This is a genomic window from Streptomyces olivochromogenes, assembly GCF_001514115.1.
Lineage (GTDB): Bacteria > Actinomycetota > Actinomycetes > Streptomycetales > Streptomycetaceae > Streptomyces > Streptomyces olivochromogenes.
Genome location: NZ_KQ948457.1, coordinates 137820 through 164380 on the forward strand (window position 1 = coordinate 137820; position 26561 = coordinate 164380).

Annotated in this window: 19 protein-coding genes; 17 read left to right on the plus strand and 2 right to left on the minus strand. The window is 71.5% G+C overall.

All coding sequences use genetic code 11. From position 1 onward, the window contains the following. The 14 genes from AQJ27_RS20640 to AQJ27_RS20705 all read left to right on the plus strand — a co-directional run bounded on the left by AQJ27_RS20640 (position 1) and on the right by AQJ27_RS20705 (position 17765). On the plus strand, positions 1-699 hold the full coding sequence (locus AQJ27_RS20640) for an SDR family oxidoreductase (protein ID WP_067370876.1): 699 nt from the start codon (positions 1-3) through the stop codon (positions 697-699). Beyond that, the gene (locus tag AQJ27_RS20645) at positions 696-1691 is read left to right on the plus strand and encodes a methionine synthase (RefSeq protein WP_067370878.1); all 996 of its coding nucleotides are present in this window, start codon (positions 696-698) and stop codon (positions 1689-1691) included. The genes AQJ27_RS20640 and AQJ27_RS20645 overlap by 4 nt, the downstream gene beginning before the upstream one ends. Positions 1692-1706: 15 nt before the next feature. After that, complete coding sequence (gene ligA / locus AQJ27_RS20650) at positions 1707-3902, plus strand: NAD-dependent DNA ligase LigA (protein WP_067370880.1); 2196 nt, start codon at positions 1707-1709, stop codon at positions 3900-3902. A 260-nt stretch (positions 3903-4162) separates the two neighbouring features. Beyond that, positions 4163-6409, plus strand: a complete 2247-nt coding sequence (locus AQJ27_RS20655; RefSeq protein ID WP_067370882.1) for a putative bifunctional diguanylate cyclase/phosphodiesterase — start codon at positions 4163-4165, stop codon at positions 6407-6409. A 194-nt stretch (positions 6410-6603) separates the two neighbouring features. After that, complete coding sequence (gatC, locus tag AQJ27_RS20660) at positions 6604-6900, plus strand: Asp-tRNA(Asn)/Glu-tRNA(Gln) amidotransferase subunit GatC (RefSeq protein WP_067370884.1); 297 nt, start codon at positions 6604-6606, stop codon at positions 6898-6900. A gap of 5 nt (positions 6901-6905) precedes the next feature. After that, positions 6906-8411, plus strand: a complete 1506-nt coding sequence (gene gatA / locus AQJ27_RS20665; protein WP_067370885.1) for an Asp-tRNA(Asn)/Glu-tRNA(Gln) amidotransferase subunit GatA — start codon at positions 6906-6908, stop codon at positions 8409-8411. After that, on the plus strand, positions 8408-8650 hold the full coding sequence (locus AQJ27_RS20670) for a hypothetical protein (protein WP_054234587.1): 243 nt from the start codon (positions 8408-8410) through the stop codon (positions 8648-8650). Before gatA ends, AQJ27_RS20670 begins: the two co-directional genes overlap by 4 nt. 16 nt (positions 8651-8666) lie before the next feature. Then, positions 8667-10184: an Asp-tRNA(Asn)/Glu-tRNA(Gln) amidotransferase subunit GatB gene (gene gatB / locus AQJ27_RS20675; protein WP_067370887.1), complete on the plus strand. Its 1518-nt coding sequence runs from the start codon at positions 8667-8669 to the stop codon at positions 10182-10184. A gap of 245 nt (positions 10185-10429) precedes the next feature. Then, positions 10430-12685, plus strand: coding sequence for an MMPL family transporter (locus tag AQJ27_RS20680; RefSeq protein WP_067370889.1), 2256 nt, complete (start codon positions 10430-10432; stop codon positions 12683-12685). Further along, positions 12663-13229 carry a GNAT family N-acetyltransferase gene (locus AQJ27_RS20685; protein WP_067370891.1) on the plus strand — a complete coding sequence of 189 codons (567 nt, stop codon included), beginning with the start codon at positions 12663-12665 and terminating at the stop codon, positions 13227-13229. The genes AQJ27_RS20680 and AQJ27_RS20685 overlap by 23 nt, the downstream gene beginning before the upstream one ends. A 64-nt stretch (positions 13230-13293) precedes the next feature. After that, positions 13294-13899 (plus strand): hypothetical protein, encoded by a 606-nt coding sequence (locus AQJ27_RS20690; RefSeq protein ID WP_067370893.1) that lies wholly within the window; start codon positions 13294-13296, stop codon positions 13897-13899. Between the two features lie 186 nt (positions 13900-14085). Continuing rightward, the gene (locus AQJ27_RS20695) at positions 14086-14283 is read left to right on the plus strand and encodes a hypothetical protein (RefSeq protein WP_067370894.1); all 198 of its coding nucleotides are present in this window, start codon (positions 14086-14088) and stop codon (positions 14281-14283) included. A 104-nt stretch (positions 14284-14387) separates the two neighbouring features. Beyond that, positions 14388-17471: a helix-turn-helix transcriptional regulator gene (locus tag AQJ27_RS20700; RefSeq protein ID WP_067370896.1), complete on the plus strand. Its 3084-nt coding sequence runs from the start codon at positions 14388-14390 to the stop codon at positions 17469-17471. Positions 17472-17504: 33 nt separating this feature from the next. After that, positions 17505-17765, plus strand: a complete 261-nt coding sequence (locus AQJ27_RS20705) for a type II toxin-antitoxin system RelE family toxin (RefSeq protein ID WP_079065150.1) — start codon at positions 17505-17507, stop codon at positions 17763-17765. Between the two features lie 10 nt (positions 17766-17775). On the opposite strand, the gene AQJ27_RS20710 is transcribed toward AQJ27_RS20705, so the two are convergent. Together AQJ27_RS20710 and AQJ27_RS20715 are read right to left on the minus strand one after the other, a co-directional pair. Continuing rightward, entirely contained in the window at positions 17776-18927 is a 1152-nt protein-coding gene (locus tag AQJ27_RS20710) for a PQQ-dependent sugar dehydrogenase (RefSeq protein WP_201264317.1), read from the minus strand. A gap of 117 nt (positions 18928-19044) precedes the next feature. Beyond that, complete coding sequence (locus AQJ27_RS20715) at positions 19045-20052, minus strand: aldo/keto reductase (RefSeq protein ID WP_067370903.1); 1008 nt, start codon at positions 20050-20052, stop codon at positions 19045-19047. Positions 20053-20128: 76 nt separating this feature from the next. On the opposite strand from AQJ27_RS20715, the gene AQJ27_RS20720 reads away from it, so the two are divergent. The 3 genes from AQJ27_RS20720 (at position 20129) to AQJ27_RS20730 (ending at position 26545) form a co-directional block, all read left to right on the plus strand. Then, entirely contained in the window at positions 20129-21070 is a 942-nt protein-coding gene (locus tag AQJ27_RS20720; RefSeq protein WP_079065120.1) for a 2-hydroxyacid dehydrogenase, read from the plus strand. A 197-nt stretch (positions 21071-21267) separates the two neighbouring features. Next, on the plus strand, positions 21268-24462 hold the full coding sequence (locus tag AQJ27_RS20725; protein ID WP_099054185.1) for a putative bifunctional diguanylate cyclase/phosphodiesterase: 3195 nt from the start codon (positions 21268-21270) through the stop codon (positions 24460-24462). A 226-nt stretch (positions 24463-24688) separates the two neighbouring features. Next, positions 24689-26545, plus strand: coding sequence for an acetolactate synthase large subunit (locus AQJ27_RS20730; RefSeq protein WP_067370907.1), 1857 nt, complete (start codon positions 24689-24691; stop codon positions 26543-26545). Positions 26546-26561: the final 16 nt, after the last annotated feature.

Consider the following 26561-nt stretch of genomic DNA (forward strand, 5'->3'; position numbering starts at 1 on the left):
ATGGCGTCCATGGCTACACATGTGATCACCGGGGCGGGCTCCGGCATCGGCGCGGCCGTCGCCCGCCGTCTGCACGCGCGCGGGGACGACCTCGTGCTCCACGCGCGCGACGCGGGCCGCGCGAAGGAACTGGCGGCCGAGTTCCCCGGAGCCCGGACCCTGGTCGGCGACCTGGCGGACCCGGACAAGCTCTCCTGGGCGTTCTCGCACCAGTCCCTGCCCGAGCGCGTCGACTCGCTCCTGCACATCGCGGGCGTGGTCGACCTCGGCCCCGTCGGGGAGCTGACCCCCAAGTCCTGGCGTCACCAGCTCAACGTCAACCTGATCGCCCCCGCCGAGCTGACCCGCCACTTCCTGCCGCAACTCCGCGTCGCCCAGGGCCACGTCGTGTTCGTGAACTCCGGCGCCGGCCTCGCCGCACACGCCGACTGGTCCGCGTACGCCGCCTCCAAGCACGGCCTGAAGGCCCTCGCGGACTCCCTGCGCCACGAGGAGCACGCGAACGGCGTCCGGGTGACCTCCGTCTACCCGGGCCGGACGGCGAGCCCCATGCAGGCGAAGGTCCACCAGCAGGAGGGCAAGGAGTACGACGCCTCGAAGTGGATCGACCCGGAGTCCGTCGCGACGACGATCCTGATGGCCGTCGACCTGCCGCGCGACGCGGAGGTCAACGACCTGACCGTGCGGCCGGGACGATGAGCTTCACCTGGGGCCCCGCCACCGGGGTCGGATCCATGCCAGGCGACGACGCCCGCGAGGCCGCCAAGACCGTGACCGGGTCCTTCGAGAACTTCCCGTTCCTGCCCGAACTGCCCGCGCGGGGACCCGGCGCGGACATGATCGGACGGACCGCCGGGATGCTGGTCGAGCTCTACGCGCGCGTGGAGCCCAGCGGCTGGCGGATCGGGGACCGGCCGGGGCGCGACACCAAGCGGGCCAGGTCCTGGCTCGGCGAAGACCTCGACGCGCTGGAGGAGTTCACCCAGGGCTACGAGGGGCCGCTCAAGGTACAGGCCGTGGGCCCCTGGACACTGGCCGCCGCGCTGGAGCTGCGGGGCGGCGAGGCGGCGCTCTCCGACCTCGGCGCCTGCCGGGACCTCGCCGGATCGCTCGCCGAGGGGCTGCGCACGCACCTCGACGAGGTACGGCGCCGGGTGCCCGGCGCCCAGATCGTGCTGCAGCTCGACGAGCCCTCGCTCATCGCGGTGCTGCGCGGCCAGGTGAAGTCCGCCAGCGGCTACCGCACCCACCGCGCCGTCGACCGGCAACGGGTGGAGGCGACACTGCGGGACGTCGTCGGGGTGCACACCGACGGCCCGGTCGTGGTGCACTCGTGCGCACCCGACGTACCGTTCGCGCTGCTGCGCAGGGCGGGGGCCGCGGCCATCTCCTTCGACTTCTCGCTGCTCACCGAGCGTGACGACGATGCCATCGGTGAGGCGGTGGAGGGCGGCACCCGGCTGTTCGCCGGTGTCGTGCCGGGCACGGACGGACCATTGTCAGACCCTGCCGGTAGCGTCATGGGTGTCAGGACGCTGTGGCGCAGGCTGGGGCTGCATCCAGGTCTTCTCGCGGAGGCGGTCACGGTCACCCCGTCGTGCGGACTCGCGGGCGCTTCCCCGGAGTACGCGCGCCGGGCACTCGCCCACTGCGCCCGGGCGGCGAGATCCCTCGCGGACAACCCAGAGTAACGGGAGGACAACACGGTGGCCGGCGACAAGGACGCACAGCCCAATTCCCTGCCCGCCGAGGCACGGGAGCAGCACGCGCAGCTCGCTGAGCAGATCGAGGAGCACCGCTTCCGGTACTACGTGAAGGACCAGCCGGTCGTCAGCGACGCGGAGTTCGACCAGTTGCTGCGCTCGCTGGAGGCCCTGGAGGAGCGGTATCCCGAGCTGCGCACCCCCGACTCCCCGACCCAGAAGGTCGCGGGCGCGTACGCGACCGAGTTCACCTCCGTACAGCACCGCTCGCGCATGCTCTCGCTGGACAACGCCTTCAGCGACCTGGAGCTGGCGGCCTGGGCCGAGCGCGTCGCCAAGGACGTGGGCACCTCGGACCACCACTTCCTTTGCGAGCTGAAGGTCGACGGCCTCGCGGTCAACCTGACCTACGAGCACGGCCGCCTCACCCGCGCCGCGACCCGCGGCGACGGCCGCACGGGCGAGGACATCACGCCCAATGTGCGCACGATCGCGGAGATCCCGGACCGTCTCAAGGGCGACCATGTCCCGGACCTGGTGGAGATCCGCGGCGAGGTCTTCTTCCCGATGGAGAAGTTCGAGGAGCTCAACGCCCGCCTGGTGGAGGCCGGCGACAAGCCCTTCTCCAACGCGCGCAACGCGGCGGCGGGTTCGCTGCGCCAGAAGGACCCCCGCGTCACCGCGAGCCGCCCGCTGCACATGGTGGTCCACGGAATCGGCGCCCTGGAGGGCTTCGAGGGCCTCTCCCGCCTCTCGGAGGCGTATGTGCTGCTGCACTCCTGGGGCCTGCCGACCACGCGGTACGCGAAGGTGGTCGACGACCTCGACGGCGTACGGGAGTTCATCGCGTACTACGGCGAGAACCGGCACTCCGTCGAGCACGAGATCGACGGAGTCGTCGTCAAGCTCGACGAGATCCCGCTGCAGGGCCGCCTCGGCTCGACCTCGCGCGCGCCGCGCTGGGCCATCGCCTGGAAGTACGCGCCCGAGGAGGTCAACACCAAGCTCGTCAACATCCGGGTCGGCGTCGGCCGCACGGGCCGCGTCACGCCGTACGCGCAGGTCGAGCCGGTCACGGTGGCCGGCTCGGAGGTCGAGTTCGCCACCCTGCACAACCAGGACGTGGTGAAGGCCAAGGGCGTCCTCATCGGGGACACGGTGGTGCTGCGCAAGGCCGGTGACGTCATCCCCGAGATCCTCGGCCCGGTCGTCGACCTGCGGGACGGCAGCGAGCGCGAGTTCGTGATGCCCGCCGAGTGCCCCGAGTGCGGTACGCCGCTGCGGCCGATGAAGGAGGGCGACGTCGACCTGCGCTGCCCGAACGCGCGCTCGTGCCCGGCCCAGTTGCGTGAGCGGCTCTTCTACCTCGCGGGCCGCAAGGCACTCGACATCGAGCACTTCGGGTACGTGGCGGCGGCGGCCCTCACCAAGCCGCTGGAGCCGGCCGAACCGCCGCTGGCCGACGAGGGCGACCTCTTCGACCTCACCATCGAGCGGCTGCTGCCGATCAAGGCGTACGTCCTCGACCAGGACAGCGGCCTGCCCAAGCGCGACCCGAAGACGGGCGAGGAGAAGATCGCCACGGTCTTCGCCAACCAGCAGGGCGAGCCCAAGAAGAACGCGATCGGGATGCTGGACAACATCGCGGCCGCCAAGGAGCGCCCGCTCGCCCGGATCCTGACCGGCCTGTCGATCCGTCATGTCGGGCCGGTCGCGGCGGAGGCGCTGGCGCGCGAGTTCCGCTCCATCGACCGCATCGAGCAGGCCACCGAGGTGGAGCTCGCCACCACCGAGGGAGTCGGCCCGATCATCGCCGCCTCGCTCAAGGAGTGGTTCGCGGAGGACTGGCACCGCGAGATCCTCCGCAAGTGGCGGGCGGCGGGCGTCCGTATGGAGGACGAGCGGTCCGGCGAGGACGAGGGCCCCCGGCCGCTCGAAGGACTCACCGTCGTCGTCACCGGCACGCTCGAACACCACACGCGGGACGGCGCGAAGGAGGCCCTGCAGAGCCGGGGAGCGAAGGTGACCGGTTCGGTCTCGAAGAAGACGTCTTTCGTGGTGGTGGGCGACAATCCAGGGTCCAAGTACGACAAGGCGATGCAGCTCAAAGTGCCGGTTCTGAACGAGGAGGGTTTCGCCGTCCTGCTCGAACAGGGACCGGAGGCCGCAGCGGAAGTCGCCCTCCCGACCGAGGAGTAGCGGTTGAAGGCCACCCGTTCGGCGCATATCAGATGCATACGGGTGGCCGGGTCGCATTCGGGCAACCGTCGTCGACCGCTGCCCGTAGAAGCCTTCTGCGGCCTACTGTTGACGTGTGCGCCCGCCGTGCCCAGCTGCGGTTGGGGCATCCCCTGCTCCGCAAGAGTCTGGGGAAGGGTTTTCAGACGCGGTGCCGTTGGCAGTTGTCGCCGGCAACGGGCCGCGTGGCGTGGGCACCGCCGGCTGTGAGAGGGACGGGAATGGAACCGACCGAGAGCGCCGCTCCGGACTCACGGCTGCGCCTGCGCCGGATGACCGGCGCGTGGATGGCCGGCCTCCGGACGGGGCGTCCGTCGGAGCGCCCCGGCACGGGCGGGCAGGGCTCCGCACCACCCCTCACCGTAACCGCCCCCGCCCCGGGTGCGGGCAGGCTCGCCGCAGGGCGCGGCGGAGGCATGTCCGGTCACGAACCCGAACGGCACCTCTCCTGGCCCACGCTGCCCGCCGCGGTCGTCGGGGCGGCCGCGTTCGTCCTCGGCGGCGGCTTCTACCGGGCGTTCGGCGGCCACCACGCCCTCTTCCCGTCCGGCGCGGTCGGCTGGTCGCTCGCGGTACTGACCGGCATCATCGTCGGCCATCTGGTCGCCCTCGGCCACGCCCGCTGGTGGGGCGGCACGGGCTCCGGCGCCGCGCTCACCCTCGCGGTCCTGCTGCTGTACGGCTGGGTGGCCGCCGGGATGGTCAGCCTGACCGTCGTCGTGCTGGTCGGCGCCGCGCGCCGAGGCCGCTGGCGCCAGGGGGTGTTGCACGGCGCGGTCGACATCCTCGGCATCGGCGCCGGAGCGCTGGTCCTCGCCATGTTCGGGCGCGTGCCGTCCGTGGAGGCGCCCTGGAACCCGGAGAGCTGGAACTTCTACGCCGCACCCGAGGTGGTGCTGGTCGCGACCGCCTACCTCGCGGTCACCCGCGTCCTGCTCTGGTACCTGCACGCGCCGGGCACCGGCGGACTGCCGACCGCCACCCGCACGGCGCTGGTCAGGCAGGGCCTGGTCGCCGTCGCGCTGCTCGGTATCGCGCCGCTGATCTGCGTGGTCGCGATCGCCCAGCCGATGCTGCTGCCGCTGTTCTCGATCCCCCTCATCGCACTCGACTCCACCCTGTGGATCGCCCGCGTCCGGGCCGAGGAGCAACTGCGCGACCCGCTGACCGGGCTGCCCAACCGCCAGTGGCTGCTCGAACGGACCTGGACGGCTCTGGACGATGCCGAGCGCATCGGCGCGCGTTCCGCCTTGATGCTGATCGACCTCGACCGCTTTCGTTCCGTGAACGACACGTTGGGGCACCTCGCCGGTGACCGGCTGCTCCTTCAGATAGCCGACCGGCTGCGGCTGGCGCTGCCGCGCGGGGCGGAGGCCGCGCGGCTCGGCGGGGACGAGTTCGCCGTGTTACTCCCCGTCGCCGACTCCACCACGTCGGCCACGCGGGTCGCCCGCAATCTCGTCGCCGCCCTCGGCTCGCCGCTCGACCTCGACGGACTCACCCTGGTCCTGGAGGCCAGCGCCGGGCTCGCCGTCTTCCCCGACCACGCGCTGGACGCGGAGGGGCTGCTGCGGCGGGCGGACGTGGCGATGTACCAGGCCAAGCGGGACCGTACGGGGGTGGAGGTCTACGAGTCCAAGCGGGATTCGAACACACCGGACCGGCTCGGTCTGCTGGGGGATCTGCGCCGGGCGCTGGACGCCGGTGACGTCGAACTGCACTACCAGCCCAAGGTCCGCTTCGACGGACAGGTGGCCGGACTCGAGGCGCTGGTCCGCTGGGTGCATCCCGAGCGGGGGAAGGTGCCGCCGGACGAGTTCATCGCGATCGCCGAGTCGTCCGGACTGATGCCGCACCTCACCGAGTACGTGCTGGAGACGGCGCTCGCGCAGGTCGCCCGGTGGCGGGCGCAGGGACTGTACGTACCGGTCGCGGTGAACGTGTCCCCGCGGGACGTCCACACCGCCGGTTTCGCGGGCTCGGTCGCCGCGCGGCTCGCCCGGCACGGGGTCCCCGCGGGGGCGTTGCAGCTGGAGATAACGGAGCATGTGCTCCTCGAGGACCCGCAGCGGGCCGCGGACACGCTGGCCGCGCTGACCGGGCACGGCGTGAAGATGTCGCTGGACGACTTCGGTACGGGGTACTCCTCGCTGGTGCATCTGCGCCGGCTGCCGGTGAGCGAGCTGAAGATCGACCGGTCCTTCGTCGCGCGGCTCGCCGTGGACAACGAGGACGCGGAGATCGTGCGCTGCACCGTCGATCTCGCGCATTCGCTGGGGCTGCTCGTCGTGGCGGAGGGCGTCGAGGACGACGAGACGTGGGAGCGGTTGCGGGATCTCGGGTGTGACGCGGTGCAGGGATGGCTGGTCGCGGCGGCGATGCCTCCGGAGGAGGCGACGGCGTGGCTGCTGGCGCGGGGGTCGCGCGGCTGGCAGCGGCCGCGCGCCGCGCTGCCGGCCGCCGAATAGTTCCGACGGTTCGTGGGGCGTCGTCGCCGTCGGCGTCTGTGTCCGTCCGTTGTGTCTGGTCGCGCGTTCCCCGCGCCCCTGACGGGGCGCCGCGGTCCCGTCCGCCACGGGCAGAGGTAAACCCGGGCGCGGGCATCGGCCCCGGACCCATAGGATTGGGCCAAACCACACACTCTCACCCAGAGGATCGCTGCATGCCTGGCATCACGCGCGAGGAGGTCGCCCACCTCGCACGGCTGGCGCGTCTGGAGCTGCAGGCCGAAGAACTCGACCACTTCGCCGGCCAGCTCGACGACATCATCGGCGCGGTCGCCCGCGTCAGCGAGGTCGCCGACCAAGACGTACCGCCGACCTCTCACCCGCTGCCGCTGACGAACGTCATGCGCGCGGACGAGGTCCGTCCGTCGCTCACCCCCGAGCAGGCGCTCTCCGGCGCCCCGGCCCAGGAGCAGCAGCGTTTCAAGGTGCCGCAGATCCTGGGGGAGGACTAATCACCATGACGGACACCAACGTCAACATCATCAAGCTGACCGCGGCCGAGATCGCCGCGAAGATCGCCGCGGGCGAGCTCACGGCCGTCGCGGTCACCGAGGCCCACCTCGCCCGGATCGAGGCCGTCGACGAGAAGGTGCACGCCTTCCTGCACGTGGACCGCGAGGGTGCCCTCGCGCAGGCTCGCGCCGTCGACGCCAAGCGGGAGCGGGGCGAGAAGCTCGGCCCCCTCGCCGGTGTGCCGCTCGCGCTCAAGGACATCTTCACCACCGAGGGCATCCCGACGACCGTCGGTTCGAAGATCCTCGAAGGCTGGATCCCGCCGTACGACGCGACCCTCACCAAGAGGCTGAAGGCCGCCGACGTCGTCATCCTCGGCAAGACCAACATGGACGAGTTCGCCATGGGGTCCTCCACCGAGAACAGCGCGTACGGCCCCACGGGCAACCCCTGGGACCTCACCCGTATCCCCGGCGGCTCCGGCGGCGGGTCGAGCGCCGCGCTCGCCTCGTTCGAGGCGCCCCTCGCCATCGGCACGGACACGGGCGGCTCCATCCGCCAGCCCGCCGCCGTCACCGGCACGGTCGGCGTCAAGCCGACGTACGGCGGGGTGTCGCGGTACGGCATGGTCGCGTTCTCGTCCTCCCTCGACCAGGGCGGTCCCTGCGCCCGTACGGTCCTGGACGCCGCGCTGCTGCACGAGGTCATCGCGGGCCACGACCCGCTCGACTCCACCTCCATCGACGCCCCGGTCCCGCCGGTCGTCGAGGCGGCCCGCAACGGCTCCGTCGCCGGCATGCGCGTCGGTGTGGTCAAGCAGTTCCGCGGCGAGGGCTACCAGGCCGGTGTCGTGCAGCGCTTCGACGAGGCCGTCGTCCTGCTCAAGGAGCTCGGCGCCGAGATCGTCGAGCTGGACTGCCCGTCCTTCGACCTGGCGCTCGCCGCGTACTACCTGATCGCCCCGTCCGAGTGTTCGAGCAACCTCGCCCGCTTCGACGCCATGCGCTACGGCCTCAGGGTCGGCGACGACGGCACGAAGTCGGCCGAGGAGGTCACCTCCCTCACCCGTGAGGCGGGCTTCGGCCCCGAGGTCAAGCGCCGCATCATGCTCGGCACGTACGCGCTCAGCTCCGGCTACTACGACGCGTACTACGGCAGCGCCCAGAAGGTCCGTACGCTCATCACGCGCGACTTCGAGAAGTCGTTCGAGAAGGTCGACGTCATCGTCTCGCCGACGACGCCCACCACCGCCTTCCCGATCGGCGAGCGCGCCGACGACCCGATGGCGATGTACCTCGCGGACCTGTGCACCATCCCGACCAACCTGGCGGGCAACGCCGCCATGTCGCTGCCCTGCGGTCTCGCCCCGGAGGACAACCTTCCGGTCGGTCTGCAGATCATCGCCCCCGCGATGAAGGACGACCGGCTGTACAAGGTCGGCGCCGCCGTCGAGGCCGCCTTCGTGGAAAAGTGGGGCCACCCGCTGCTCGAGGAGGCTCCGTCGTTGTGAGCAAGGCTCTGACCAAGGCCAAGGGCTTCAAGAAGTCCAAGTCCGGCACGTACCTGTCCATCGCGAGCACCGCGTTCGGTGCGATCGGCGTCGCCAAGCAGGCCAAGAAGGCCCGTACGGAGCACGACACGCTGCGCCTCATCGACGCGGCCGTGTCCGCCGCCGCCATCGTCACCGGCCTCGCCATCCTCTACCGGGAGCTCAGGCGCCTGGGCGACGACGACGTCCTGCTGGGCTGAGAGGGAAGTTTTCACCGTGACCACCACGACCGACGAGCTGGTGTCGTACGAGGACGCTCTCGCGACGTACGACCCCGTCATGGGCCTCGAAGTCCATGTCGAGCTCGGTACCAAGACCAAGATGTTCTGCGGGTGTTCCACCGAGCTGGGCGCCGCGCCCAACTCGCAGACCTGCCCGACCTGCCTCGGCATGCCCGGCTCGCTGCCCGTCGTCAACGCGACCGGCGTCGAGTCCGCCATCAAGATCGGCCTCGCGCTGCACTGCGAGATCGCCGAGTGGTGCCGCTTCGCCCGGAAGAACTACTTCTATCCGGACATGCCGAAGAACTTCCAGACCTCCCAGTACGACGAGCCGATCGCCTTCAACGGCTACCTCGACGTACAGCTGGAGGACGGCGAGGTCTTCCGCGTGGAGATCGAGCGCGCCCACATGGAGGAGGACACCGGCAAGTCGCTGCACGTCGGCGGCGCCACCGGCCGGATCCACGGCGCCTCGCACTCCCTGCTCGACTACAACCGCGCGGGCATCCCCCTCATCGAGATCGTCACCAAGCCGATCGAGGGTGCGGGCGAGCGCGCTCCCGAGGTCGCCAAGGCGTACGTCGCCGAGCTGCGCGAGCTCATCAAGGCGCTCGGCGTCTCCGAGGCCCGCATGGAGCAGGGCCAGATGCGCTGCGACGTGAACCTGTCGCTGCGCCCGCACGGCCGCGAGAAGTTCGGCACGCGCTCCGAGACGAAGAACGTCAACTCGCTGCGCTCCGTGGAGCGTGCGGCCCGCTTCGAGATCCAGCGGCACGCCGCGGTTCTCAACGGCGGCGGCACGATCATCCAGGAGACCCGCCACTTCCACGAGGACACCGGGTCCACGACCTCGGGCCGCGTGAAGGAGGAGGCCGAGGACTACCGGTACTTCCCGGAGCCCGACCTCGTCCCCGTCGCCCCGTCCCGCGAGTGGGTCGAGGAGCTGCGCGCGGGCCTGCCCGAGCAGCCGCTCGCGCGTCGCAACCGCCTCCGTGAGGAGTGGGGTGTCTCGGCGCACGACATGCAGTCGATCCTGAACGCCGGTGCCATCGACCCGATCGTCGCCACGATCGAGGCCGGGGCGGACGCCGCGTCCGCGCGTAAGTGGTGGATGGGTGAACTGGCGCGCAGCGCCAACGAGTCGGGCAAGGCCCTGGAGGACCTGCCCATCACCGCGGCGCAGGTCGCCCGGGTGGCGCAGCTCGTCGCCTCCGGAGATCTGAACGACAAGCTCGCCCGCCAGGTCATCGAGGGCGTGCTCGCGGGCGAGGGCACCCCGGACGAGGTCGTCGACAAGCGCGGTCTGAAGGTCGTCTCGGACGAGGGCGCGCTGACCGCCGCCGTCGACGAGGCCATCGCCGGCAACCCGGGCGTCGCGGACAAGATCCGCGGCGGCAAGGTGGCCGCGGTCGGCGCCCTGGTCGGCGCGGTCATGAAGGCCACCCGTGGCCAGGCCGACGCGGCCCGCGTCAAGGAACTCATCCTGGAGAAGCTGGGCGTCAGCGAAGGCTGAGGCCCCGTCAAGTACCCACCTGGGGGGATGCATCGGCTCCGATGCATCCCCCCAGGCGTGTCCGGGGTCCCTTGGTGCGACAGAGTTCATCGGATTGTCGTGTGAACTGTCTCGCACTCGAGTGAGCAGACCCATGAATGAGATAAACGATCACTTCTGGCTGCAAGAGTGATGACGCATTCGTCATGCGTTCTTTGCGGGCAACTCCCGGTAAAGATCCATATAACACTCAGGGAGCTTGTCCGTTGGCAGCCCTTGCACGCTGGTGTGTACGGCACCGCCTCGTCACCGTTCTGCTGTGGCTCCTCGCCCTCGGCGGGGTGAGCGCCGCCGCGGCCGTCACGGGCTCCGCGTACTCGAACAACTACGAGGCCCCCGGCACCGAATCGAGCCGCGCCGACCGGCTTCTGCAGCAGGGCTTTCCCGGTCTCGGCGGCGACAGCGACACCGTCGTCTGGCGCACCGGGCCCGCCACCGTCCGCTCCGCCGCCGTCGAACAGACCATGACCCGCGCCCTCGACGAGATCGCCGCGCTGCCCGGCGTGGCCTCCGTCGTCAGCCCCTACGAAGGGCAGGGCACGGGCCGGATCAGCGGCGACGGACGTACGGCGTACGCCACCGTCACCTTCGACGACCAGGCCGACAACCTCTCCAAGAGTGAGGCACAAGCCGTCGTCGACGCCGCCAGGGCCGCCGAGACCGAGGGGCTCCAGGTGGAGTTGGGCGGGAGCGCCATCGGACTCACGGAGTCCTCCGGCGGCCACCTCGCCGAGGTCGTCGGCGTGGCCGTGGCCGCCGTGGTGCTCTTCCTCGCCTTCGGCTCGCTCGCCGCCTCCCTGCTGCCCATCGCCACCGCCCTGGTCGGCGTCGGGACGGCGTACGCCTCGATCGTGCTCCTGGGGCACGCGATGACGGTCGCCGACTTCGCGCCCATGCTCGGCATGCTGATCGGCCTCGGCGTCGGCATCGACTACGCGCTGTTCATCGTGACCCGGCACCGGCGCGGGCTGAAACGCGGGCTTTCGGTGGGCGAGGCGGCCCGCAACGCCGTCGCCACCACCGGCCGCGCGGTCGTCTTCGCGGGCGCCACCGTCTGCATCGCCCTGCTCGGCATGCTGATCCTGCGGCTCAGCTTCCTGGGCGGTGTCGCGATCGCGGCCTCCTTGACCGTGGTCCTCACCGTCGCGGCCTCCGTGACCCTGCTGCCCGCCCTCCTGTCCTTCATCGGCCCGCGCGCCCTCAGCCGGCGCGAGCGGCGCGGGCTGTACGAGCACGGGCCCCAGCCGGAGCTCCCCACCGGACTCGCCGCCCGCTGGTCGGTGTTCGTGGAGCGCCACCCCAAGCTGCTCGGCGCGGTCGCCGTGGTCGTCATGGCGCTGCTCGCGCTGCCCACGCTCTCCCTCCGCCTCGGCACCTCCGACCAGGGCAACAACCCGAGGTCGGCGACGACCCGGCAGGCGTACGACCTCCTCGCCGAAGGCTTCGGGCCGGGCGTGAACGGGCCGCTGACCCTGGTCACCCATGTAGGCGGCGCCGAGGACAGGCTCGCCCTCGACAGCCTGGACAGCACGCTCCGGGTGACCGCCGGGGTCGCCTCGGCGACCCCGGTGACGTACGGCGCCGGGGGCGCCACCGCGTACCTCACCGTCGTCCCGGACTCCGCGCCGCAGTCCCAGAGGACCAGCGACCTCGTGGACCGGCTGCGCACCGAGGTGCTGCCGCGCGTCGAGGCGGGCAGCGGGCTCGACGTGCGCGTCGGCGGGGTGACGGCGAGCTACGACGACTTCGCCGCCGTCATCGTCGGCAGGCTGCCCCTCTTCGTGGGCGTCGTGATCGGCCTCGGCTGTGCCCTGCTCCTGCTCGCCTTCCGCTCGCTCGGCATCCCGCTGAAGGCCGCAGTGATGAACATCGCCGCCGTGGCCGCCGCCTTCGGGGTGGTCGTCGCGATCTTCCAGTGGGGCTGGGGAAGCGAGCTGCTGGGCCTCGGCCGCGCGGGTCCGATCGAGCCCTTCCTTCCCGTGATCATGGTGTCGGTCCTCTTCGGGCTCTCCATGGACTACCAGGTCTTTCTGGTCAGCCGGATGTACGAGGAGTGGCTGGAAACCGGCGACAACCGGCGTGCCGTCCGGGTCGGGCTCGCCGAGACCAGCCGGGTGATCAACTCCGCCGCCGTCATCATGATCTCGGTCTTCCTCGCCTTCGTGCTCAGCGGCGACCGCGTCATCGCGATGTTCGGCATCGCCCTCGCCTCCGCCGTCGCCCTCGACGCCTTCGTCCTGCGCACCCTGCTCGTGCCCGCCCTCATGCACCTGCTCGGCGGCGCCAACTGGTGGCTGCCCCGCCGGCTCGACCGGTGGCTGCCGCGCATCAGCGTCGAGCCGCCCGAGTGCCGCGCCGCCCATGAGAGGCTGGCGGCTGCGACGGACGCCGAGGTGGCGGACGTACTGGAGGACGAGCTGGAAAAGGAGCGGCAGCAGGATGTACGCGATATCCCTGGGTGACGACGGCGCGGAACTGCGGCCCCTGGAGCCCTGGCAGGCGGAGGAGTTCCTCGCGCACCTGGACCGGGGGAGGGAGTTCATCGGGCAGTACATCCCCTTCGGGTCCAAGGCCACGGACGTGCCCTCCGCGCGGGAGACACTCCAGCGGTACGCCGACATGCGCGCCGCCGACACCGGGTCCCTGCACGGCCTGTGGCTGGAGGGGAAGCTCGTCGGCGGGGTGCTCTTCCTGAACTTCGACGCCGAGCACGGCAACTGCGAGGTCGGCTGCTGGCTGGAACCGGCCGGCACCGGACGCGGTCTGGTCACCCGGGCGATGCGGATCCTCATCGACTGGGCGGTCGAGGAGCGCGGGATCCACCGTGTGGAGTGGATCGCCGCCTCCGCGAACGTGCCGAGCGTGAACGGCGCCCGGCGGCTCGGGATGACCCGGGACGCGGTGCTGCGGGAGAGCTACCCCCACCGGGGCGTACGCCTCGACATGGAGGTCTGGTCGGTGCTCGCGCCCGAGTGGCGGGCGGCACGCGCGCGTGAGCAACGATGATCTTGGTCGTCGCTCGCAACGATCATTAAGAGACTTCTCAGACTCCGTCCGTACGGTGCGGGTCATGGGAACCAAGACAGTTGACGAAGCCGTGGACGCGAACGGCACCGAGGCAAAGAGCGACGAGGAGACCGTGAACGCCACCAAGACCGACGAGGCGCCGGACGCCGAGGTCGAGGAGACCGGCAACGCCGAAGCCGAGGACGCCGAGGACCAGGACGACCTCGACGCCGAGGCCCTGGAGGGCGAGGACACCCCCGAGGCCGGGAAGGGCACCCCCGGCGTCGGCCAGGGCGCCGCCGCCGTCGTCTCCGCCGGGCTTGGCATCGTGTCCCTCACCGGCAGCTGGGTCGCCACCGTGGCCGCCGCCCGCGAGACCCTCGTCGGCCAGCTGGGGACCTCCTCGACCGCGAGCGTCGCCAAGCAGGTCAAGGAGGTCTACGGCGATGCCTGGGCGACCACCGCGCTGGTCGGCGGCCTCTTCGCGCTGGCCGCGTTGATCGTCGGCGTCGTGGTCCTGGTCCGGCCCGCCTTCGGGGCCCCCGGCAAGCCGCAGGCCGCCTGGATCAAGTCGGTCGCCTGGGCGGGCGTCTCGCTCGGCGTCATCGGCCTGGTCCTCGCCGTCGCCAAATACTCGGACATCATTCTCGGACTGCCGTCCACCAGCTGAAACCGCGGCTGGATCTCCGTACCTCTGAGGGGCCTTAGGGCCGCCGTAAGTCACTTACGGCCGTCCTAAGGCCCTTCGCGTGCGCAAGATGCGGAACTCTCCCGATGTGACGCACCCCCCTGGGAGACGAAGGTTGAGACATCGCAGAAAGCGATGACGAAACCGACTCCTCACGAGGGACACGACATGTTCGAGTACGAGATCCAGCAGATGCGATCCAACGAGCTGATCCGCGAGGCACAGAACCACCGCCAGGCGCGGGAAGCCCTCCGTGGCCGTCGCGCCGCCCGCCGCGCCGCCGCGCGCGAGTCCGGACAGAACGACCCGGAGGGGCAGGCACATAGCCCGCGTCCCCGCCGGCACCGGTTCGCCCGCGCCGCATGAGCGCGGGGGCGGGGGGCGGCCGTACGGGGGTCGGCCGCCTCCCAGCGAGCGGGGCGGCCGTCGCCCGCTCGATAACCAGTGCCGCACTGTCAGACCCCTGTGCGATGCTCGGGCCTGTGGAAACCAGGTCCGTCAGCCCGGTGTTCGTCGGTCGCGCCGACGAACTCGGCGTCCTGCACGACGCGCTCGCCCGCAGCGCCACCGGGGGTACCTCCCAGACGTTCAGCACCGGGGGAGAGCCGCAGGCGTTGCTGCTGGGCGGTGAGGCCGGGGTCGGCAAGACCCGCCTGCTCGAGGAGTTCGCCACCGCGGCCGTCCGCGAGGGCGCCGTCTTCGTGAGCGGCGGCTGCGTGGAGATCGGCGCCGACGGACTGCCCTTCGCCCCGTTCTCCACCGCCCTGCGCGCCCTGCGCCGACTGCTCCCCGACGAGCTCGCCGCCGCGGCCGCCGGACAGGAGGACGAGCTGGCCCGGCTGCTGCCCGAGCTGGGCGAGACCGGCCGCGGCGGCCGGCCCGACGAGGAGGGCATGGCCCGCCTCTTCGAGCTCACCGCCCGCCTCCTGGAACGCGTCGCCGCCGACCGCACCGTCGTCGTCGCGCTCGAAGACCTGCACTGGGCCGACGCCTCCACCCGCCACCTGCTCGCCTATCTCTTCCGCACCCTGCGCAGCGGCCGCCTCGTCGTCATCGCCACCTACCGCGCCGACGACATCCACCGCCGCCACCCCCTGCGCCCCCTGCTGGCCGAACTCGACCGCCTCCGTACGGTCCGCCGCATCGAACTCGGCCGCTTCAGCCGCGCCGAGGTCGGCCGTCAGATCGCCGGCATCCTCGCCCACGAACCAGACCCCGCCCAGGTCGACGACATCTTCGAACGCTCCGACGGCAACGCGTTCTTCGTCGAGGAGCTCGCCGTCGCCGCCCACCAGGGCTGCCGCACCGGGCTCACCGACTCCCTGCGCGACCTGCTCCTCGTCCGTGTCGAAGGACTCCCCGAGAGTGCCCAGCGCATCGCCCGGATCGTCGCCGAGGGCGGCTCCACCGTCGAGTACCCGCTGCTCGCCGCCGTCGCCCGGCTCGCCGAGGACGACCTCATCGAGGCGCTGCGCGTCGCCGTCGGCGCCAACATCCTGCACGCCTCACCCGGCGGCGACGGCTACCGCTTCCGCCACTCCCTGGTCCGCGAGGCCGTCAGCGACGACCTGCTCCCCGGTGAGCGCTCCCGTTTCAACCGCCGCTACGCCGAAGCCCTGGAGGCCGAACCCACGCTCGTCCCGGCCGACGAGCGCGCCACCCGCCTGGCCAGTTACTGGTACCACGCGCACGACGCGGCCAAGGCCCTCCCCGCCGTCCTCGACGCCTCCGTCGAGGCCCGCCGCCGGCACGCCCACTCCGAGCAACTCAGGCTCCTGGAGCGCGCGATGGAGCTGTGGGAGGCCACCCCCGAAGCCGTACGGGACGAGCTGCGCCCCATCGACTACGTGGAGGTCTTCCCACCCTGTGGCTGCGACCCGGCCACCACCCCCCTGCGCTACCTCGACCTGATGGCCGAGGCCGCCGTCGCGGGCCGGCTGTGCGGGGAGCGCGAGCGCGCCCTGAAGATCACCAAGCGGGCGCTGCGCGTCCTGGAGGACGAGGACGACCCCCTCCGTGCCGCCTGGTTCTGGATCCAGCGCTCCCGCCTGGTGCAGGCACAGGCCCGCGGGGACGGCTGGACGGAGCTCGCCACCGCCCGGGACCTGGTGCGCGGCCTGCCGCCGTCGGAGGTGCACGCCGAGGTGCTCTCCATGGTCGCCGCCTGGTGCATGCTGCACGAACCGGGTCCCGGCGCCCTCTCGGCCGCCGAGCGCGCCGTGGAGTACGCGCGCATGGTGGGTGCCCGGGACATCGAGCTGAACGCCCGGCTCACGCTCGGCGGTCTCATGGTCGACGCGGGCGACGTGGAGACGGGCATCGCGGAGATGTACGAGGTCAAGGAACGGGTGCTCCGGCACGCCCCCTCCATGGTCACGGGCCGCGTCCACATCAACCTGCCCTCCCACCTGGAGTCCGTCGGCCGCTCCCGGGAAGCGGTCACTGTCCTGCGCGAGGGCATCGAACTCGCCCGCAAATCCGGGCTGTTGGACACCGAGGCCTGGGTGTGGGGCAACCTCTCGGAGTCGCTCTACGCGCTCGGCCAGTGGGACGAGGCCGTCGAGGCCGCGCGCAACGCGCTGGGCGTCGGGCTCAGCGGCAAACCGTCCGGCAGCGGTGCCATGCGCCTCGCGGACCTCGCGCTCGCCCGCGGCGACCTCGCCGAAGCGGCACGGCAACTCGCCTCCGCCCGCGCCCACTTCGGGACCCACGACCCCATGCCGCAGCACTCGCTGCCCCTGGTCCGCACCGCGATCGGCTTCGCCGCCGGAGAGGGACGCCTCCTCGACGCCCGCGCCGCCCTGGAGGACGTCCTGGACGCGGGCTTCCCGCCCGGCACCCAGCGCTACGGCTGGCCGCTGCTGCTCGCCGCCGCCACCGCGGAGGCCGACGCCCGCGGACTGCCCGTCGCCGAGGCGGGCCGCGCCGCAACCCTGGAGCGGCTGCGCAAGGCCGCCAAGTCCCTGGCCACCGGAGCACCCGTCTGGCTCGCCCACGAACAGTGGGTACGCGCCGAGCTCCGCCGCGCCGAGGGCACGGCCGACCCGCACGAGTGGTCCGAGGCGGTCACCGCCTTCGAACCGCTGGAGCGCCCCTACGACCTCGCCCGTGTCCGGCACCGTCTCGCCGAGTCCCTGCTGATCGCGGGAGCCGACGAGGACGACCGGGCCCGCGCCACGGAGCTTCTGCGGCTGGCCGGGGCGGCGGCCGGCCACCTCGGCGCCCGCCCGCTCGCCGACACCGTCGCGCTCCTCGCCCAGCGGGCCCGCCTCGCCCTGGGCCGTGCCCCCGAGCCGTCGGCCCCGGCCCCCGCCGACCCGGCCGAGGCCCTCGGTCTCACCAGCCGCGAGCGCGACGTCCTGCGCCTGGTCGCCGCCGGCCGCAGCAACCGCCAGATCGCCGAGGAACTCTTCATCTCCCCGAAGACCGCCAGCGTCCACGTCTCGAACATCCTGGCCAAGCTGGACGTCTCGGGCCGGGGGGAGGCGGCGGCGCTGGCACACCGGCTGCGGCTGTTCCCGCCGGGGGCCGGTGAGCGTGTCGCTGCGGGATAATGTAGGCAGGCCACGAGTCCCGGAGGAGCTGTGTTGTACCAGATCGAGTACACCGAGCATGCCGCTCGGCAGCGGGACGCGCTTCCGGAGAACAGGCGCAAGCTCCTTGAGCGCGGGTTGCACAAGCTCGCCGAGGACCCCTTCACGCCGATCTCCCAGGCTGTCAGCGGTGAGGACATCCGTGTCGTGTCCGTCGCCCCGGGGCTGACGGTCGACTACATGATCCACCGGGCGTTCTTGATTCTCGTCTCGGTGGCAATCCTCGACCAGTCGCTGATCGAGGACGACGAGTAGCCGGGCCGGCCTACTTCACCTCCAGCTCCAGAATCCTGTCGTCGCCCTTGCCGGGGCTGCCGCGGCCGTCCGTCTCGCTCGTCACGAGCCAGAGCTTGTCGCCGCCCGCCGGGACCACCGTGCGCAGCCGGCCGTACTCGCCCTTCAGGAAGGCCTGCGGAGCGGCGGCGGCCTCCGTGCCCTTCAACGGGACGCGCCACAGCCGTTGGCCGCGCAGCCCCGCCATCCAGATGGAGCCCTCGGCGTAGGCGATACCGCTCGGGGAGGCCTGGTCGGTGTGCCACTGGGCGACCGGGTTGTGGTACTTCGGGTCGTCGTTCCTGCCCTCGACCACCGGCCAGCCGTAGTTGTCGCCCGGCTTGATCTGGTTCAGCTCGTCCCAGGTGTCCTGGCCGAACTCGGACGCCCACAGCCGCTGCTTGTCGTCCCAGGCGAGGCCCTGCACATTGCGATGCCCGTACGAGTAGACCACCGAGTTGTCGAAGGGGTTGCCGGGCGCCGGGTCGCCGTCCGGCGTCATCCGCAGGATCTTGCCGCCGAGCGCCTTCGTGTCCTGGGCCTGCCCCCGGTCACCCGTCTCGCCCGCCCCCGCGTACAGCATCCGGTCGGGACCGAAGGCGATCCGCCCACCGTTGTGGATCATCCCCTTGGGGATGCCCTTGAAGATCGTGTCCGGCGCCCCGAGCTGCTCCCCGGACGGCTTCTTCTCGTCGTACAGCATGCGGACGATGCGGTTGTCCGAAGCCGTCGTGAAGTACGCGTAGATCATGTGGTCGGAGGCGTACGCGGGGGAGAGCGCGATACCGAGGAGGCCGCCCTCGCCGGCGGCGGCCACCCCGGGCACCTGGCCCAGTTCGGTCTTCCTGCCGGTCTTCTCGTCGACCCGCGTGATCGTCCCTTCGTCCCGCGAGGACACCAGCAGGCCGCCCTCCGGCAGCGGCGCCAGGCCCCAGGGCGACTTGAGGTCCTCGGTGACGGTACGCACGACCTTCACCGAGCCCTTGGCGGGCGCGGCCGTCTCGGTGGCCCGCGGGGCGGACGACGCCCCCGTCCCCGTACCGCTCGACGACGGGATCGGGCCGCCGATCGGCGCCCCTCCTCCGCCACCGGAGGAACAGCCGGCCGTCACCAACAGCGCTGCCGCGGCCAACACGGCCTTCATCACTCGACGTTGCACGATCAGAGGTCCCTTCGACGCGGCGGTCCTACTGTTCATACACCGCGCGAGTCCCAGGGGTTCCCGAACCGGAACACCCGGTCCCTCCGGAGCGGGGCAGCCTCAGTCCCAGGACCCTTGTGCCCCCGGCAGCGCCGCCACCTCCGCCAGGTCCTCCGCCGTCAGTCGCAGCCCCGCCGCCCCGGCGTTCTCCGTGACCCACCGCTCCCGCTTGGCTCCCGGCACCGGGACCACGTGCCGACCCTGGGCCAGTACCCAGGCCAGCGCCACCTGGGCCGGCGTGACCGTGTTCCCGAGCAGGCCGTGACGCCGGGCGACGCGCCGCAGCCCGACGACGATGGACTGGTTCGCGGCCATCATCTCGGCCGTGAAGCGGGGGTGGCGGGCGCGCAGGTCATCGGGTTCGAACCCCTCGCCGGGGGTGAGCGTGCCGGTCAGGAAGCCGTTGCCCAGGGGCATCGCCGCCAGGAAGCCCACCCCGCGCGCCGCGCACCACGGCAGCAGCGCGTCCAGCGCCTCCGTCGACCACACCGACAGCTCCGCCTCCACCGCGCTCACCGGGAAGACCTGCTGCACCCGCTCCAGTTGCCGGATCGTTCCGTCGTGCAGCCGCGCCCCCGAACGACGGGCGGACCTGGCGCCCACCGCGCACAGCCCGAGCGAGCGCACCTTTCCGGCCGACACCAGGTCGGCCATCGCGCCCCACGTCTCCTCGACCGGAACCTCCGGGTCCGCGCGGTGCAGCTGGTACAGGTCGATCACATCGGTCTGGAGGCGGCGCAGCGAAGCGTCGCACGCCCGCCTCACATAGCCGGGGCGCCCGTTGGCCACGATGTGCTGCTCGCCCACCAGCAGCCCCACCTTCGTCGACACGAAGGCCTCGGAGCGCCGCTCCTTCAGCACCCGCCCCACCAGCAGCTCGTTGGTGAAGGGCCCGTACATGTCGGCCGTGTCGAGCAGCGTCGACCCCCGGTCGAGCGCCGCGTGCACCGCGCGCAGCGACTCCTCACCGCGCTGGCGCGAACCGGTGTACGCCCAGTTCATCGGCATGCACCCGAGCCCGATCGCCCCCACATCGAGCGTTGCCGCGCCGATCGTCCTGCGCTCCACCTGGCCCTGACCCTCCTTCTTCCGGCACCCCAACCTAACCTCTGCGCGACCGGGCCCCTGGCATAGCCTCCAGCCCATGACTTCCGATGTGTGGCTTCCCTTTCACGCCGACGAGATCGAGGGCCTCCCCGAGGGCCTGAGCTACCGCTTCTGGGACGGCGACCAGGAGTTTCCCGCGGATCCCGCGGACTGCGAGTTCTTCGTCGTCCCCTATATGAAGGCGCCCGGCGTCGGGCAGCGGCCGCTGCCCGAAATGACCTCCCTGCGGGTCGTGCAGACGCTCTCCGCCGGGGTCGACCACGTCCTGCCGAGCGTGCGGTCCCTGCACCCGGGCGTGCAGCTGTGCAACGCACGCGGAGTGCACGAGGCGAGCACCGCCGAGCTCGCGCTCACGCTGATCCTCGCCTCGCTGCGGGGCGTCCCCGACTTCGTAAGGGCGCAGGACAAGGGGGAGTGGCACTCCGGATTCCATCCGGCGCTGGCCGACAAGTCCGTGCTGATCGTGGGCTACGGCTCGATCGGGTCCGCGATCGAGGACCGGCTCACGCCCTTCGAAGTAGCGCGGGTGGCGCGCGTCGCGCGCTCCGAGCGCACCACGGCGCGCGGTCCGGTGCACCCACTCACGGAACTGCCCGCACTGCTCCCCGAGGCCGACGTCGTGGTGCTCGCCACGCCCCTCACCGACAGCACACGGGGCCTGGTGAACGCCGAGTTCCTGGCCCGGATGAAGGACGGCGCACTGCTGGTGAACGTCGCCCGCGGGCCCGTCGTCGACACCAAGGCGCTGCTCGCCGAGCTGGACAGCGGGCGCCTCACCGCGGCCCTCGACGTCACCGATCCGGAGCCGCTGCCCCAGGGACATCCCTTGTGGCAGACGCCCGGCGTGCTCATCAGCCCCCATGTCGGCGGCCCCACCTCGGCGTTCCTGCCGCGCGCCAAGCGGCTTCTGACCGCGCAGTTGAATCGTTTCGTGAACCGGGAACCCCTGGGCAACGTGGTCCTTACGACGGGCGGGTAGCCGGCCTCGGGCACCCTCCGCAGTCCGGCGAATGCGGGCGGTGTCCGCGCCGCCGCTGATCGTCACGGAGCGTAGAGGCACTATGTCCCTGAGTGACGAGACTGGTGTATCGTCCCGACAGGGGCTGCGCCGCGCACCGTTCGGCGCCGGGGATGCACATTCGGACTGCGAGGGGGGCGACGGGCGATGCACGGCCTATGGACCAACGATCCGACGCGGCGGGGCCGCCGACGACCCTGGCGCGCGGCCACGCGCAGACGCGGCCACGGCGGCCATGGTGGTCACGGCGGCCATCACCACCGCAGGCACAGCGGCCGCAGAAGGCATGCGCACCCAGCGCACACGGGCCTGCGGGACCCCGCGCGGACCGGGTGGGCCCGGTGAGCTCCCCCGGGGCGCTGCTGTCCCGGCGGCCGTTGTGCGGCGGTGGGGCGGGCCTGATTCCGCAACTCGTGCTGGCCCTGGTGTGCGCGGGCTACGCCTTCGGTTCCGCGCTCGGCTGGGGCTCCGCGAGCCTCGCGCTGTTCATGGGCGACTTCGGGCTGAGCGCCGCCGCGGGCGCCGCCGCGGTCTCCTGCTTCCTCTACGCCCGCAACGGCCGCAGCCGCTTTCGACCCGCCTGGCTGCTGTTCGCGCTCTCCTCCACCATGGCCTCGCTGGGCAACGGAGTCTGGGGGTGGTACGAGGTCGTCCTCGACCGCCAGGTCCCGAGTCCCAGCTACGCCGATCTCTTCTTCCTCTGTTTCGCTCCGCCCGCCATCGTAGGACTGCTCGTGCTAGCCAAGAGGCCCGTGACCAAGGCAGGTTGGGTCTGCCTGGCGCTCGACTCCTGGCTGATCGGCGGTTCCCTGCTCACGCTGTCCTGGAGCCTCGCGCTCGCCCAGGCGGCCAAGTTCGACGGGCCGAGCGTCGCGCACACCGCGCTCTCACTGGCGTACCCGCTGCTGGACATCGCCCTGGTCAGCATGGTGCTCGCGCTGCACTTCAGGCGCTCGTCGGTGAACCGCTCGGCGGTGAACACCGCGATCGGCGCGCTCGCCCTGACCGTGATGTGCGACGCCCTGTTCACCTCGCCCCTCCTGCACAACAACTACCACTCCGGGCAGCTCCTCGACGCGGGCTGGTTCGCCGGGTCACTGCTCCTCGCGTACGCCCCGTGGGTCGGTCCCCGGCTCGGGCAGCCGACCGCCGAGGGTCACGGCACGGAGGAGCCCCGTAGGGACGGGCACGCGCGCGTGGTGCACGAGCACATCCCGGGAGGCCGCCAGGGCGGACCGGGGATCACCCAGGGATCTCAGGGGCCTCAGGGATCTCAGGGGGCTCAGGAACCTCAGGACGGTGGCCACAACCGGTACCCGACCACCCGTCCGATCGCCGGATCACTGGCCGCACTCACGCCCTACCTGGCCGCCGCCGTGTGCACGCTGGGCATTCTCTACAACGTCCTGAACGGCCGCAGCGTCGACCGCGTCGTGCTCATCACGGCCGGCCTCGTCGTACTCGCCCTCGTGGTGCGCCAGGGCATCATGCTGCTCGACAACATCACCCTCACCCAGGAGCTGGCCCAGCAGGAGAACCACTTCCGCTCCCTGGTGCAGGGCTCCAGCGACGTCATCATGATCGCCGCACCGAACGGCATCCTGCGGTACGTCAGCCCGGCCGCCGCCGGCGTCTACGGCCGCAACGCCGAGGAGCTCGTCGGCTCCGAGCTCGCCTCCCTCATCCACCCCGAGGACCTCGGCTGCGTGGTGCACGAGGTGCGCCGCTTCCTGGCCGCCAGCCATCTGGAGGAGCCCACCACCCGCATCGAGTGCCGCTTCAAGTCCGGCGACGGCGGTTGGCTCAATGTGGAGTCCACCGTCAACCGACACCACGGCGGCCTCATCTTCAACAGCCGTGACGTGACCGAGCGGGTCCGGCTCCAGGCGCAGCTCCAGCACAACGCCGAACACGATCCGCTCACCGACCTGCCCAACCGCGCGCTGTTCACCCGGCGCGTCCAGCAGGCCCTGTCCGGCCGCCGCTCCACCGACCGCGGCGCCGCGCTGCGCGGCACGGCCGTCCTCTTCATCGACCTCGACGGCTTCAAGGCCGTGAACGACACGATCGGGCACCAGGCCGGCGACGAGCTCCTCGTCCAGGCCGCCCGCAGACTCCAGGACTCGGTGCGCCAGGGCGACACCGCCGCCCGCCTAGGCGGCGACGAGTTCGCGGCGCTCATCGTCGGCGACGGCAGCCGCGACCTGGGCGCGCGCGAACAGCAGATCCTGGAGCTCGCCGACCGGCTGCGGATCAAGCTCTCCCAGCCGTACGCCATCGGCGGCAACGATGTCCGCGTCGCCGCGTCCATCGGCGTCGGCTTCGCCGAACCGGGCCTGGGGGCGGGCGAGCTGCTGCGCAACGCCGACCTCGCGATGTACCGGGCCAAGGCGGCCGGAAAGGGCCGCGTCGAGCTGTACGCGCCCCATATGCAGCAGGACGTCGTGCGGAAGGCGGAGCTGGCCACCCGGCTGCGCTCCGCCCTCCAGGACGGCGAGTTCGCACTGCTCCACCAGCCCGTGGTCTGCCTCGGGAACGGCCGGATCGCGACGGTCACCGCCCAGGCCCGCTGGCGTTCCTCGCAAGGGGTGCTCTTCACGCCGGCGGAGTTCCTGCGCGTCGCCGAGGACAGTGACAAGACCGCCGAGCTGGGCCGATGGATGCTCGAGGAGGCGGTCGAGCAGGCCGCCGAGCGGGCCGCCGCGGGTGTCGCGGTGCCCGTCGCCGTGCGGATGAGCGCCCGGCGTCTGCTGGACCGCTCGATGCCTCTCGGCTCCGTGGAGGCCCTGCTGACCCGCCACGGGCTCGCCTCCGGCTCCCTGATCGTCGAGCTGGCCGACACCGACCCCCGGGTCTCCCTGGAGGAGCTGGAGCGGCGACTGAACGCGCTGCGGCGGCTCGGCATCCGGATCGCCCTGGACGGATTCGGCAGTGGCTACGCGGCCATCACGACCCTCAGAAGGCTGCCCGTCGACGTACTGAAGCTCGACCGGGGCCTCGTCGAGGGTGTCGTCGAGTCCGCCCGGCTTCACAAGATCACCAGCGGGCTGCTGCGGATCGCCACCGACCTCGGGCTGCAGTCCGTGGCCGACGGTGTGGACCTGCCCGAGCAGGTCGTCGCCCTGCGCGCGATGGGCTGCACGCACGGACAGGGCATGGCCTTCTCCGGGCCGCTCGACGAGTACCGGCTGCGCAGAGCGCTGTCCTGCGGCCACTACCCGGTGCCGCACGGCCCGGCCGAGCCCGCGTTCGCGGGCGGCGGCGCGGGGGTGTATACGAGTGGTGTGCCCGCAGTTTTCGGGGGCGGTACGGCCCTCCGCTCACATAATGAGACTCCCGTCCCACCCACTTGACAGTCAGTGCGTGCCGGGGGGAGGGTCAATGCCATGCGCACCCGAATTCTCGTACTTGGAAAGCGCGTCGGCTGAAGCTGGTGGCCACCGGACGGACCCGGAACACCCAGCGACCGCACCCGGCGCGCTCCCCTCGCTTGCCTCACGGCACGAGGGGTTTTTTGTTGCACAGGCACCAGTCGTACACCGCACAAAACTCGCAAAAACCCTCAGCATCGAGAAGAGAATGCCGATGACCGAGCAGGCCACCGGGGCCCATCACCCGCAGCCGCGGCCCCGTTCCGGAGGACAGCAGTCCGCCCCCGAGCACGTCACGGGAGCGCAGTCCCTCATCCGCTCGCTTGAGGAGGTCGGGGCCGAGACGGTATTCGGCATTCCCGGCGGCGCGATCCTTCCGGCGTACGACCCGCTGATGGACTCCACGCGTGTGCGGCACGTGCTCGTGCGGCACGAGCAGGGCGCGGGTCACGCGGCCACCGGTTACGCGCAGGCCACCGGCAAGGTCGGCGTCTGCATGGCGACCAGCGGCCCGGGTGCCACCAACCTGGTGACGCCGATCGCGGACGCGCACATGGACTCGGTGCCGCTCGTGGCGATCACCGGGCAGGTCGCGTCCAAGGCGATCGGCACGGACGCCTTCCAGGAGGCGGACATCGTCGGCATCACCATGCCGATCACCAAGCACAACTTCCTGGTGACCAAGGCCGAGGACATCCCGAGGACGATCGCGGAGGCCTTCCACATCGCCTCCACCGGCCGCCCGGGCCCCGTCCTCGTCGACATCGCCAAGGACGCCCTCCAGGCGCAGACCGTCTTCCAGTGGCCGCCCACCCAGGACCTGCCCGGCTACCGCCCGGTGACCAAGCCGCACGCCAAGCAGATCCGCGAGGCCGCCAAGCTGATCACTCAGGCCAAGCGGCCCGTCCTCTACGTCGGCGGCGGCGTCCTCAAGGCCAAGGCCACCGCCGAGCTGAAGGTCCTCGCAGAACTCACCGGAGCGCCCGTCACCACCACCCTGATGGCGCTCGGCGCATTCCCCGACAGCCACCCGCTGCACGTGGGAATGCCGGGCATGCACGGTGCGGTCACCGCCGTCACCGCGCTGCAGAAGGCCGACCTGATCGTCGCCCTCGGAGCCCGCTTCGACGACCGCGTCACCGGCAAGCTGGACAGCTTCGCCCCGTACGCCAAGATCGTCCACGCCGACATCGACCCGGCCGAGATCGGCAAGAACCGCGCCGCGGACGTGCCGATCGTCGGTGACGCCCGCGAGGTCATCGCCGACCTGGTCCAGGCCGTGCAGAAGGAGCACAGCGAGGGCCACACCGGCGACTACACCGCCTGGTGGAAGGACCTCAACCGCTGGCGCGAGACCTACCCGCTGGGCTACGAGCAGCCGGACAACGGCTCCCTGTCGCCGCAGCAGGTCATCGAGCGCATCGGACAGCTCGCCCCCGAGGGCACGATCTTCGCGGCGGGCGTCGGCCAGCACCAGATGTGGGCCGCGCACTACGTCCAGTACGAGCAGCCCGCGACCTGGCTGAACTCCGGCGGCGCCGGAACGATGGGCTACGCGGTCCCGGCCGCGATGGGAGCCAAGGCCGGTCAGCCGGGCAGGACGGTCTGGGCGATCGACGGTGACGGCTGCTTCCAGATGACCAATCAGGAGCTCACCACCTGCGCCCTGAACAACATCCCGATCAAGGTCGCCATCATCAACAACGGCGCCCTCGGGATGGTCCGCCAGTGGCAGACCCTCTTCTACAACCAGCGCTACTCCAACACCGTGCTGCACTCCGGCCCGGACGCGGACGGCAAGCAGCCGAGCGCCGGCACCCGCGTCCCCGACTTCGTCAAGCTGTCGGAGGCCATGGGCTGCTACGCGATCCGCTGTGAGTCCCCCGAGGACCTCGACAAGGTCATCGCGGAGGCGAACTCGATCAACGACCGCCCCGTCGTGGTCGACTTCATCGTGCACGAGGACGCCATGGTGTGGCCGATGGTCGCCGCCGGCACCTCGAACGACGAGATCATGGCCGCCCGGGACGTCCGCCCCGACTTCGGCGACAACGAAGACGACTGAGACCGAGAGAGAGCCG

Excerpts from the sequence above, each read along its gene's own strand:
- AQJ27_RS20695 (WP_067370894.1), top strand. The coding sequence starts at position 14,086 with ATGTTCGAGTACGAGATCCAGCAGATGCGATCCAACGAGCTGATCCGC.
- AQJ27_RS20710 (WP_201264317.1), bottom strand. The coding sequence starts at position 18,927 with ATGAAGGCCGTGTTGGCCGCGGCAGCGCTGTTGGTGACGGCCGGCTGT.
- AQJ27_RS20725 (WP_099054185.1), top strand. The coding sequence starts at position 21,268 with ATGGACCAACGATCCGACGCGGCGGGGCCGCCGACGACCCTGGCGCGC.
- AQJ27_RS20645 (WP_067370878.1), top strand. The coding sequence starts at position 696 with ATGAGCTTCACCTGGGGCCCCGCCACCGGGGTCGGATCCATGCCAGGC.
- AQJ27_RS20655 (WP_067370882.1), top strand. The coding sequence starts at position 4,163 with ATGGAACCGACCGAGAGCGCCGCTCCGGACTCACGGCTGCGCCTGCGC.
- AQJ27_RS20685 (WP_067370891.1), top strand. The coding sequence starts at position 12,663 with ATGTACGCGATATCCCTGGGTGACGACGGCGCGGAACTGCGGCCCCTG.
- gatA (WP_067370885.1), top strand. The coding sequence starts at position 6,906 with ATGACGGACACCAACGTCAACATCATCAAGCTGACCGCGGCCGAGATC.
- AQJ27_RS20720 (WP_079065120.1), top strand. The coding sequence starts at position 20,129 with ATGACTTCCGATGTGTGGCTTCCCTTTCACGCCGACGAGATCGAGGGC.
- gatC (WP_067370884.1), top strand. The coding sequence starts at position 6,604 with ATGCCTGGCATCACGCGCGAGGAGGTCGCCCACCTCGCACGGCTGGCG.
- AQJ27_RS20690 (WP_067370893.1), top strand. The coding sequence starts at position 13,294 with ATGGGAACCAAGACAGTTGACGAAGCCGTGGACGCGAACGGCACCGAG.
- AQJ27_RS20640 (WP_067370876.1), top strand. The coding sequence starts at position 1 with ATGGCGTCCATGGCTACACATGTGATCACCGGGGCGGGCTCCGGCATC.
- AQJ27_RS20730 (WP_067370907.1), top strand. The coding sequence starts at position 24,689 with ATGCCGATGACCGAGCAGGCCACCGGGGCCCATCACCCGCAGCCGCGG.
- AQJ27_RS20700 (WP_067370896.1), top strand. The coding sequence starts at position 14,388 with ATGCTCGGGCCTGTGGAAACCAGGTCCGTCAGCCCGGTGTTCGTCGGT.